This is a genomic window from Peptoniphilus koenoeneniae, from assembly GCF_030812875.1.
In the GTDB taxonomy this organism is placed as follows: Bacteria; Bacillota; Clostridia; order Tissierellales; family Peptoniphilaceae; genus Peptoniphilus_B; species Peptoniphilus_B koenoeneniae.
Window position 1 is genome coordinate 92,678 of record NZ_JAUSTN010000003.1, and the last position, 12,032, is coordinate 104,709.

General features: G+C 32.4%; 9 protein-coding genes. All 9 read right to left on the reverse strand.

The window, feature by feature from the left end; all coding sequences use genetic code 11:
- Positions 1 to 1,392: an alpha/beta hydrolase domain-containing protein gene (locus J2S72_RS03355; RefSeq protein ID WP_307494973.1), complete on the reverse strand. Its 1,392-nt coding sequence runs from the start codon at positions 1,390 to 1,392 to the stop codon at positions 1 to 3.
- A gap of 103 nt (positions 1,393 to 1,495) precedes the next feature.
- Positions 1,496 to 2,200, reverse strand: coding sequence for a helix-turn-helix domain-containing protein (locus J2S72_RS03360; protein WP_023055412.1), 705 nt, complete (start codon positions 2,198 to 2,200; stop codon positions 1,496 to 1,498).
- 4 nt (positions 2,201 to 2,204) lie between these two features.
- Complete coding sequence (locus J2S72_RS03365; RefSeq protein ID WP_023055403.1) at positions 2,205 to 3,707, reverse strand: 4Fe-4S dicluster domain-containing protein; 1,503 nt, start codon at positions 3,705 to 3,707, stop codon at positions 2,205 to 2,207.
- Positions 3,707 to 3,982 carry a (2Fe-2S) ferredoxin domain-containing protein gene (locus tag J2S72_RS03370; protein WP_023055390.1) on the reverse strand — a complete coding sequence of 92 codons (276 nt, stop codon included), beginning with the start codon at positions 3,980 to 3,982 and terminating at the stop codon, positions 3,707 to 3,709. Before J2S72_RS03370 ends, J2S72_RS03365 begins: the two co-directional genes overlap by 1 nt.
- A 133-nt stretch (positions 3,983 to 4,115) precedes the next feature.
- A complete protein-coding gene (gene uxaC / locus J2S72_RS03375) occupies positions 4,116 to 5,510 on the reverse strand; it encodes a glucuronate isomerase (protein WP_307494974.1) in 1,395 nt (464 codons plus the stop codon).
- A gap of 54 nt (positions 5,511 to 5,564) precedes the next feature.
- Entirely contained in the window at positions 5,565 to 8,039 is a 2,475-nt protein-coding gene (locus tag J2S72_RS03380) for an ATP-dependent Clp protease ATP-binding subunit (protein ID WP_307494975.1), read from the reverse strand.
- A 59-nt stretch (positions 8,040 to 8,098) separates the two neighbouring features.
- Entirely contained in the window at positions 8,099 to 9,256 is a 1,158-nt protein-coding gene (locus J2S72_RS03385) for a CD0519/CD1768 family membrane protein (protein WP_307494976.1), read from the reverse strand.
- 102 nt (positions 9,257 to 9,358) lie between these two features.
- A complete protein-coding gene (locus tag J2S72_RS03390; RefSeq protein ID WP_307494977.1) occupies positions 9,359 to 10,726 on the reverse strand; it encodes an alanine/glycine:cation symporter family protein in 1,368 nt (455 codons plus the stop codon).
- A gap of 62 nt (positions 10,727 to 10,788) precedes the next feature.
- Positions 10,789 to 11,781 (reverse strand): ornithine carbamoyltransferase, encoded by a 993-nt coding sequence (gene argF / locus J2S72_RS03395; RefSeq protein ID WP_023055426.1) that lies wholly within the window; start codon positions 11,779 to 11,781, stop codon positions 10,789 to 10,791.
- Positions 11,782 to 12,032: the final 251 nt, after the last annotated feature.

A 12,032-nucleotide genomic window follows, 5' to 3' on the forward strand; every position in this document is an offset into this window, starting at 1 on the left:
TTATTTTTTAATATTTTTTGCCCAATCAATTGCTCTTTCTGCGTCATTTTTTGTGAGCATTTTTTCTTTTACTTGATTAAGGGCATATTTTTCAAATTGCTCAATATAGTTTTCAAAACTTCCATAAATTTCTTTAATTTTTTCTTCTGGGAAGAATTCCATAATTCCGTTTGTCAGATTATCCTCTGCGTTGGCAAGATATTTTGCTTTTGGAACTTCTAAAAATGGGCTTCTTATTCCTCCTAATGTGTTTCCATATTTGTCTTTTACAAATTTTCCCTTTTCTCTTTTTAAGGGTTCTATTATAGGTGGTTCATTGCCATTTTTTGCCCAATCATGAAGAAAATCTAAAATAGAATTTATATAAAAATCAAAGGGTAAATCATTTAGTCTGTAGTCATAATCGCTGTCTAAAAGTCTTGCCGGACATTTAGTTTTAACTATTTCTTCGTTTTTTGGAACAAGAGGTGATGCTGCATTAGTATGGGGAGCTCCTGCCATTTCATAATATCTTCTTTTATTTTTATCCGTATTTTCATTTCTTGTCTTTTTAAACTCTGAACCCATGGATTCAAATAATTTATAATCTCCCTCTGCGTTAAATGTTATCACAGGACGGTCTATTTCCTCTTCTCTGCATTCTTTTATGCTCATTGGTACCTTAGAGTCTTTTATTTGTCTTAAGGCCCTTCCAAGACCTCCTGAGGCTAATGAAAGGTATCCATCAAAGGGAATTTCTAAATTATTTTTTTTGTAATAATTATGCATATAATTTACAAATGTATTTAAATAGATTCCTGATTGTGATTGACCTGTTAGATAAATATAATCAGCTTTTATTTGAGGAAGGTCTCCTCTTTTTAAGGCAAGACCTGTTTTTAACAAAATATCCCAAACAAGTCCTTCTTCTGTTCCTTCAATTGATGCTGTTAAAGGGTCTATTGTTGCAGGGGCATTTACAATTTCTCCATTTGACCAATTTAAGCTTTTATATCTTTCATAGTCAAAATTTTTAAGTGCCAAAACATTTATAGGCTTTGTTGTTATTCCAACATAAGCATGGTTGTTTTCCATAATATGAAGATAACTTCTTCTCCAAAGGTCTTCTATATCATAACCGTTACTTGCATTCATAATGTCAACATACAAAATTCCTGTGAAGTCCTTTGAATTTTTTGGTCTTCTAACTAAAATTCTTGTAGTAAAAGGCAAATCTTCTTTAAAAATTTCTACTTGATTATTTTTTAAATCATATACATTTGCCCTATCCTCTATAAAATATTCTTCTTCAATAAAATTATAATCTTCTAGATGTATTATTTCCCTTGAAAATTTCATTGATGAAAATGGATGAGAGTTTTCTGTAACTTCTATGGGACCTATTATTTTCATTATTACCTCCTACTTTTATTATTTATAATGATTACGTTTTCTAAGAATATTTTACATAAAAAAAGGTCAACATTCTTATAAAATATTGACCTTTTTGTGTAATTTAATGACTTTTATTTTGCATTTTTTTAAATTCATTGGGACTTAAACCTGTGAAAGTTTTAAAAACTTTTGAAAAATATTGACTGGAATTATATCCAACGCTAAAAGCTATATCTATAACTTTTAAATCTGTGTGTTTTAAAAATTTTTTTCCTTCTTCAATTCTTATTTCTTGCAAATCTTGCAAAATTGTTTTTTTATATTTTTCTTTATATTTTCTCATCATGTGTTCTTTACTTACGTTCAGCTCATTTGCCAAATCATCTATTGTAATTGGATACATGAAATTCACATTTAAAAGTTTATTGACTCTTTGAGCAAGGGATTTTTCAGAAAGTCCTTGTCTATTTTTAGGATCCGTATATTTGTAGACCATTTCATCGTGTATTTCCCAAATATTTTCTTCCTTTGATGCTCCCTCTATTATAATTGCATAATTTTCAGCCAAGTAATGACTTGTCAAAGAATCCATGCCGCCTTTTTGTGCAAATAAAAAATAAAGAGAATTATAAGAAAGCATAATGTTTTTAAGACTTCTCAGGGAATCTTTGTAAACTCTTTTTAAAAGTCCCATTTCGCCGCTTTTAAGAACTTTTTTTACATAGGGAAGCATTGACTTAACTTTGTCTAAATCCCCATTTTCTATTGCTTTAAAAAAGCAATCTCTTTTTTTATAAGCATCTTCTAATTTCTCTTTATCTATCATATTTTTATTCTATATTTTGTTTTTCAATTTTTTTATTGTCAAAAGGATATTTATACTGGCTTTCATTTATAAACTTATCCAAATTTTTCTTTACTCTTGTTGTAGAAGCAATAGTTCCAACTCCTGCTATACAACCTCCTGGACAAGCCATACCTTCAAGAAGATATCCGTTCTTTCTGCCTGCTTTGGCAAGCTTCATCATTTTAACGCACTCAGAAAGAGTATTTGCTCCTTCAACTTTAATTTCCCTTGTAGGATCAAGTTTTTGTGCAACTTCTTTAACTGCATTAGCTACTCCTCCTGCCACTGGATATCCACGACCTAGGGCAGATGCGTCTTCAACTGTTGAATCTATTTCAATTTCTGAAGGTTCTATATTTTTTGCTACAAACATTCCCATTAGTTCTTCGAAGGTTATTACAAAATCTACGCTGGATTTAATGTTTGTATCTAAAGATTCAAGTTTTTTAGATGTGCATGGTCCTATAAAAACTACAACTGCATCCTTGTCTATGCTCTTAATATATTCTGCCGTATATCTCATGGGAGATCCGGAGTCTGAAATTTGTTCTGCATATTCAGGGAACATATTTTTTATCATAAGAGCCCAGGAATAGCAGCAACTTGTTCCCATAAAGGGAATGTCCTCAGGAACTCTTTCAAGATATTCCTTAGCTTCATGAAGAGTTGTAAGGTCTGCTCCCAAGCCAACTTCTATAACATCTGTAAATCCTAAGTGTTTTATAGCCTCAAACACTTGCATTGGAGATGTTCTTTGACCGAATTGACCTATAAAAGACGGGGCTATTGCACCGTAAAGTTTTTTTCCTGCTTTGATTGCCTTTATAACTTGATAAATTTGTGTTTTATCTGCTATGGCACCAAATGGGCATTCACTTATACATCTTCCGCAAGCTACGCACTTATCATGATCTATCTCAGCACGGCCATATTGATCGCTTCCTATTGCATTTACTCCACAAGCTGCAGCACAAGGTCTGTCATAATCAACTATGGCATTATAGGGACAGGTGTTTTCACATCTTCCGCACTTTACACATTTTTCAGGATCTATGTGAGCACGAGTTTTGCCTATTGATACTGCATTGACAGGACAAACGTTAGTGCAGGGATGAGCCATACATCTTCTACAATTATCCGTTACATAAATAGCTCTTGTAGGACAAGCTTCACAGGCAAATTTTATTACATTTACCAGGGGTTTTTCATAGGCATTTGTATCAATGTCAACTTTATCAAAACCATCTGTTACTCTTTTATAAACATCTATTCTTCTTATGGGCATGCCCATTGCAAGTCTTATACGTTCATCTGCAATTGCACGCTCTCTAAACATATTTTCTCTATACTGAGGCATTTCTCCCGGAAATAATCTATAGCTTGCATCTTCAAGACTTTCCACGTCTAAATCTTCATATGCAATCCTTGCTACTTCCGCAAATACTCTACGCCTAAGTTCAACTATACGTGAATAACTTTCTTTCATTAATCTTTCTTAAGCCCTTTCATAACTTTCTCTCCAACTAATTGAGGCGTTGCATTATAGATAATTTCATCATCTATTATTACAATGGGAGCTACATTTGTATCTGACCTCTTGCATAAATCAAGACATTTTGAGCAATTGACTTCTATACCTTCGGAATCACAAATTTCAGAATCTGGTCCACAAAGATCGTCAATTATGTATTCAAGTTGATCATAAATAGCATTGGCACCCATAAGGGTACAACGCGAACCCATACATACTGTTACTTTCATAAATAAACCTCCTTATTTTTATTATAACAGACAAGTTAACTTTAATATGAATAATTTTAAAATAAGTTAAGAAACTTAAGTATATTTAAAAAATCCCCGGCTTATTTGCCGAGGACTTAAAATTATTTTAAATTTATTTTATTATAAAATCTTTAGAATTTTTAAAACTTATATCTTTAACCATTTGTCCTAAAAATTCTTCATCCCATGGATATTCTCCCAGTTCTACATACTCTCCAACTAAATTACACATAATTCTTCTAAAGTATTCGTGTCTTGGATAAGATAAGAAAGATCTTGAATCAGTTAGCATTCCTACAAATTTTGAAAATACACTTGTTGATGCAAGAGTTCTCATTTGATTTATCATTCCATCTTTATGATCTAAAAACCACCAGGCAGTACCGATTTGTACTTTCATTTCTCCTTCTTTTTCTCCTTGGAAGGATCCTCCGATGGTTGAAAGAGAATATAAATCCTTGGGGTTTAAGCTGAAAAGTAAAGTTTTTGGCAGCCCCCTATCATTCATGGCACTTAAAAGTTTTGAAATTTTTTCTGCTATTTTTTCATCGTGAACTGCATCGTAACCTGTGTCAGGTCCTAACTTTTCAAACATTTTTTCGTTGTTGTTTCTTATTGCTTGAATGTGAAGCTCCATAGTCCAGTTGCGTTTACAGTATTCCTCTGACAAAAATAACATTAGTTCTGTCATATAAGCTTCGATTTCCATATCTGTAAGCTTTTGACCTTGCAAAGCTTTTTGGAAAACTTTATTTAATTCTTCTTTATTTAACCTTGCAAAGGGAACTCTGGACAAACCATGATCTGATGCACAGGCTCCATTTTGGTCAAAGTATTGGATCCTAAAAAGAAGAGCACTTTTTAAAGAATCTATATCTTTAATTTCTAAACCTGATACTTTTGAAAGCTCATCTATATAATTTTTAAAAGAAGCATCTTCAATTTTTAAAGCCTTATCTGGTCTAAAGGCAGGAATAACTTTTGTTTCAAAATCACTTTCTTTTAAAAGCTTATGGTATTTCAAATCATCAAGAGGATCATTTGTTGTACAAACTCCCCACACATTACTTTTTGAAATCAATGCCCTTGGTGAAAAATCATCCCTTTGTAAAAGTTCATTACATTTTTCCCAAATCTCTTTGCAAGTTTTAGGGCTTAATGTTTCTTCTATGCCAAAAAAGTTTTTAAGCTCAAGATGGGTCCAATGGTAAAGAGGGTTGCCTATTAAATTTGGAACAACTTTTGCCCAAGCTTCAAACTTTTCATAATCTGATGCATTTCCAGTAATTCTTTTTTCCTCTATACCGTAAGCACGCATAACTCTCCACTTGTAGTGGTCTCCACCAAGCCAAGCTTGAGTTATATTTTTAAATTTTTTATTTTCATAAATTTCTTTTGCTTCAAGGTGACAGTGAAAATCAAATATAGGTTGATCCTTTGCGTAATCAAAATATAATTTCTTTCCATATTCATTCCTAAGCATAAAATTATCGTCTAAAAATTTCATATTACCTCCATTTATTACTAGTTGATTTTATCACAGGCTTTTAAAAATGTCAGTTTATATTATTTGAACTTTGCCTTCTTCATCAATAATAAGTTTTGAGTCTGGTTTTAATTTTCCTTCAAGGCTTAACAGGGAAATTTGTGTTACTATCTCATTTTCTATAAATCTTTTTACTATTCTTGCCCCAAAATCCTCACTCATAAGTTCTTTTGCAAGTTTTTTAGTGTTTAAATCATCCCAAGTAAGTTCAACGCCTCTTTCAATTAAGTCTTTTTTTAATTCACGAAGATTTAAAGTTAAAATTTTTTCCGTTTCTTCCAAAGTGAAAGATTTAAAATTATAAACTTCATCAACATGATTTAAAATTTCCTTATTTTCTATCTCACTTGAACTTGTTAAAAGAACAAGGGTGTTTTTAAAGTCAATTAATTTTCCCTTATTGTCAGTAATTTTTCCATCTTCAATAATTTGAATGATGATGCCTAAAACTTCTCTGTCTGCAACTTCTATATCTTCAAAGAGTAAGACGGAATAGGGTTTTGTCCTTACTGCTTCTGTTAAAATTCCTCCGGCTTCATGGCCTACATATCCTGGAGGAGCTCCTATTAATTTTGTAACTGAAGATTTATCTGTAAATTCACTCATTTCAAATGTTAAAAGTGATTTTTCATCAAACAATTGATCGGCTAAAACTTTTCCTATATAAGATTTTCCCGTTCCAGATGGGCCTTTTAGTAAAAAAGCTCCTATGGGGTCTTCTTTATTTAACAAACCACTTTTTGATCTTATGATGGCCTTAATTATTCCATCTACTGCTTCTTCTTGACCTACAAAGTGAGATTTAACATTTTCTTTTAATTTTTTTATTCTGTCAATTTCTTTTTCATTTAAAGTTGAAAGAGCGATTCCTGTGAGTCTTGAAAGAACTCCCTTTATTTCTTCTTCTCCAACTTCAAAATTTATAGGATAGTAGGGCTTTTCAATTTCATATTTTTTTAATTTTTCTTTTCTATCTTCAATTTCTTTTTCATATTTTCCGACTTTTTCAAAATCTCTGTTTCCTATGGCGGATTCCAAATTTTCATTTAAAATATCAAGACCCATTTTAAGATCTGAAATGTCATTTAGCCTATCCACTTCTTTTTGCCAAAGATCTTTTTTATTATTGTATTCTTCATTTAAGATTTTTAAGTTTTCTTCAATGATTTTAAGACGATTTTTTGTAAGTTTATCTTCTTCCCTTGAAAGAGATGCTTTTTCCAGCTCTAGTCTTGTGATTTTTCTATTCATTTCATCAAGTTCTGAAGGCATGGAATCTATACTCATTCTTAAAAGTGCTGAAGCTTCATCTATTAAATCTATGGCCTTATCTGGTAAAAATCTTTCAGTTAAATATCTCTTTGAAAGTTTTACTGCAGAAACTATTGCTGAATCTGTAATTTTAACTTTATGATGGGATTCGTATTTATTTTTTACTCCTCTTAAAATAGAAATTGATGCTTCTTCAGAAGGTTCTTCTATTAAAACTTTTTGAAATCTTCTTTCTAAAGCTCTATCTTTTTCTATGAATTTTCTATATTCATCTATGGTTGTTGCCCCGATTGTAAGGATTTCTCCCCTTGCGAGCATGGGTTTTAAAATATTTGATGTGTCAAGAGATCCTGAAGTTGATCCTGAGCCTATAATGTTATGAATTTCATCTATAAATAAAATTATTTTCCCTTGAGATTCTTTTATTATTTCTAAAAGTTTTTTAAATCTCTCTTCAAAATCTCCCCTAAATTTTGCTCCTGCTATTAATGATGCCATATCAAGAGAAAATACAATTTTATCTCTTAATAAAGTTGGAACGTCATTTTTTGCAATTCTTTGAACAAGGCCTTCAACTATTGCTGTTTTTCCAACTCCAGCTTCTCCTATTAAAACAGGATTATTTTTTATTCTTCTTGAAAGAATTCTTATTAAGCTTAAAGTTTCTTCATCTCTTCCTATTATGGGATCAAGTTTTCCTTCTTTTGCTTCTAAAGTTAAATTCCTTCCATATTTTGAAAGAACCTTTATTTGTTCTTCTGACAGACCATCAGCATCAACATCGGTAAATTTTTTCATAAGCTCATTTCTTAAACTTATATAATCTATACCGAAATCTTTAGCAATTGCCTGGGAACTTGTTTTATCTTCTCTTAATATGGCAAGAAAAAGTTGAGGAAGTCTTACATAAGATTCATACATATTTCTTGCTATTTCTTCAGAATTAATAATAATTCTTTGATAGGGTCTTGAATAATATAAATTTGTAAGTCCCTTTGATGATCTTAATTTTTCTATTGCTTCAGTTATCTTATTTTCAAATTCAAGTAAATTTACACCCATTTTGGAGAGGGTTTTTAATAAATCCGTTCCCTTATTTCTTAAAATTGCAAGAGTCAAATGTAAATCAGTAACTTCTGCATTTTCATATCTGATTGCAATGTTTTGAGCATCTTTAAAAACTTGAACTACAAGTTGTGAAAATTTTTCTGCGTTCATAAATCCCCCTTTCCTTTAAAATAATTTAAAAAAAGGACCCTAGGGCCCCCTTTAAATAGTTATAAAAACATCATAATAATATGTGCTGCAATACCTGCGCAAAAACCGCCTATAGTGTGAGATATTATTGCATTACCTGTCATTTCTTTTGTTCCAAGAGCATCCATCATGGCAATATGAGTTGATAAATATCCGCTCCAGCACATACAAATTGCAGTAAATACAGCTATATCATTTGCAGTTATTGCACCTTTACCTGCCATTTCAGCAACTATTCCAATTGCTGCACCACTTGAGCCTAAAGCTGTAATAGGCACTGCTATTGCTTGTGGATTTGTAAATCCAAATAGGGGTTCCAAAATAATATTAAGTTTTTCTCCAAGTAGAGGGAGAACAGCTATACCTTGATTTGCGGAACCGTTATAGACTCCTGCATCTCCTGTTCCATTTGTAAGCATAATTACTATTGTACAAATAATAACTACACCTGGAATTATTGAAATACCCATATCTATGCCGACTTTACCTCCGTCGAGAAGGGCTTGAATAAAACGAGAACCGACTGATCCTTCTCTTACTCTTCTCATTCCGTGCGGAATGGGGTCAGCTAAAGATGAAGAAACATATTCTTCAGTTCCGTAATATTTTTTAGTTTTTCTAAGCATAAGTCTTACTGAAACAATACTTCCTACGATAGCTCCTATGTTTCCAACTAAAGCACCCTTAATAGCTCCATCAATTTTAAATCCCATCATAGTTGTTGTAACTATTAAACCCATTCCAAATGCCGTACCTAAATTTGTAAGAGCAGGCATCTGATATTTTTTAAAATATTGTCTGAAGTTATCATCATGGGCTAGTGTAAGAATAGCAGGGTTATCTGACATGTAGCAATTTAACATTCCAAGAGAACTTGCCCCTGGTAAGTCATATATAGGCTTCATTATTTTACTTAATAAGGTATTTATAAGTGCGATTACTCCAAATTCAGAAAATATTCCTGACACTCCACCGGCAAGAACTGCAACTGCCATTAAATACCAACAGGTGTTCATGAGCAAATCATAACCTGTAAGCATCATTGTCTTTATCATATTTGTTCCGCCCATTTGTCGTCCCATATAGATAAAGAAAGCAAAGAACAGCACTAAAAATATAACTGCTTCCAAGCCAACTTCTTTTTTAAAGCCCGGAATTTTGTTTTCTTTTTTGTCCATCTTTTCTCCTATTTCAAATAAATTTTTTTAAATGTTTTTAATTTAAAACACCCGGCCTTAACCGGATGTTTTAATTAAAACTTTTTCTTTTTTTATTTTTAACTATTTTTTTGCTCCTGGATAGAATTTAGGATTATTAAAGAAGTCAGCTGCGATTTCCTTAACTTCTCCACTGAGCATTACCATACCGCACATGTTGACAAATACTACAAGACCAAGTGTAAAGTCTAAGAATACACCTGCGTTTTCAAATGATACGAATCCACCAAGTAGAACCATACCACAAGCAATAAGTCTCATAATCTTTCCAACAGCTGTACCGAATAGGTATTCACCTTGTTTTTCACAATAGAATACAATTACTATAATTGTTGAAAGAACAAATAGGAATAGTGAAATAGCTATAACAGCAGTTCCTATGTTACCGAAAGCTGTGTTGAATGCTCTTTCTACTGCAATTCCTCTATTTGCTTCATCATGCCAGTTGTCAGTTACAAGAACTACTAAAACTGAAATTGAACATACGATAATAGTGTCGGAAATAACTTCAAATATACCCCACATACCTTGACGAGCTGGGTGGTCTGTTATTGCAGTTGCGTGTGCATAAGGAGCAGAACCCATACCTGCTTCGTTTGAGTAACATCCTCTTGCCATACCTGCTTTAATAGCAGCTGCAAGGGTTGCTCCACCAATTCCTCCTGCTACTGATTGAGGATTGAAAGCTCCCTCAAAGATTACAGCAATTGCATGAGGAAGTTGTCCTATGTGCATAATTATAATGATTATTCCAAAAATTATATATAGGCCTGCCATTAGAGGTACCATTTTTTCAGTTACTTGTCCGATTCTCTTAATTCCACCGTAAGCTACAAGAACTACTAATATTAAAATTATAACTGCAGCGATTCTTCTGTCAAGACCTAATTTTTCAAGAGGACCTGCTGCTGAAATAGTTTGTAGAGTAATTGATGGAAGGATTTCAATCATAAAGAAGAATGAAACTAAGAATCCCATTATCTTACCAAGTGTTCCGCCTATACCTTTTTTAAATGTATATGAAGGTCCACCAACGAATTCTCCGTCAGAGTTCTTTTCTCTGTATTTAATACCAAGTACGATTTCACCAAATTTAGTTGCTTGGCCTAAAATACCTGCAACCCACATCCAGAAAACAGCTCCAGGACCTGCGGTAAATATAATTGCTGGTGCTACTACTATGTTAGCGGCTCCGATTGATGATGCAAGTGCTGCAGATGCTGCTTGGAAAGGTGATACTGTACCTTCTCCACCTACTCCTGAGTTAAACATCTTACCAAAAGTTTGTTTTAAAATAAATGGTAAATATCTAAATTGTAAAAATCCGGTTCTTATTGTTATTAGGATACCTCCACCCATAAGAACTATAAGTATTGGCCAACCCCAGAAAAAGTTAGTTATCGCAATAATAGGTTTTGTTATAGCGTCCATAATAATTCCTTTCTTTTTTAAAGGGCTCCCTTCTTAATTAAGAAGGGAGTCAAAATATTTAATTAGCAAAGTGTTGCGTAAACAACAGCCTTGATTGTGTGCATTCTGTTTTCAGCTTGATCAAAAACAAGTGATTGTCTTGATTCAAATACTTCGTCAGTTACTTCCATTTCCTTTAGGCCGAATTTTTCTTCGATGTCTTTTCCAACTTTAGTTTCAGTGTTGTGGAAAGATGGTAGGCAGTGTAGGAAGATTGCCTTTTCATTTGCATTTTCCATAACTTTCTTGTTAACTTGGTAAGCACCTAAGTGTTTAATTCTTTCTTCCCAAATTTCTTTAGGTTCGCCCATTGATACCCAAATGTCTGTGTAAAGAACATCAGCATTCTTAGTTCCTTTTTTAACATCATCAGTAACTTCTACTGTGCAGAAGTTTTCTTTTGCAATTTCAGTAGCCATTTCAATTAAGTGTTTTTCAGGCCAGTTTTCTTTTGGTCCGCAAGCTACGAAATTAACGCCCATTTTAGCACAAGCAATCATTAGAGAATTTGCAACGTTGTTTCTTGCATCTCCCATGAATACAAATTTAAGTCCTTTTAAATGGCCAAAGTGTTCTTCGATTGTTAAAAGGTCAGCTAACATTTGAGTTGGATGCCATTCATCAGTTAAACCATTCCATACAGGTACTCCTGAATATTCAGCAAGTTCTTCAACTGCAGTTTGCTTAAATCCTCTGTATTCAATACCGTCAAACATTCTTCCAAGAACTCTTGCAGTATCTTTGATACTTTCTTTATGTCCCATTTGAGAACCTGTTGGATCTAAGTAAGTAACTCCCATTCCTAAATCATATCCTGCAACTTCAAATGAACAACGAGTTCTTGTTGAAGTTTTTTCGAATATAATGGCAATATTTTTTCCTTCTAAATATTTGTGAGGTATTCCTGCTCTTTTCATTGATTTAAATTGTTTTGAAAGATCTAAAAGATATCTCATATCTTCTGATGTAAAATCAATTAACTTTAAAAAGCTCTTACCTCTAAAATTTTTCGGCATATTACGCATCTCCTTTTTCTTTTTTATAAAATCGTATTCCTACAATTTCATTTTACTATATGGCATGGTTTTTAAAAGGACAAAAACAATTTAAAATTTTGTTTTTAATTGAATGATTTAGCTCTTTATCTTAAAAAAAGTTTTACAAATTTTTCCTAACTTGGAAATAGAGTGTCTTTTTATATAAATATCTCTTTTTTTATTATAAAATTCTTATTTCCCCTAATTTGATATATAATATAAAAAAGGAG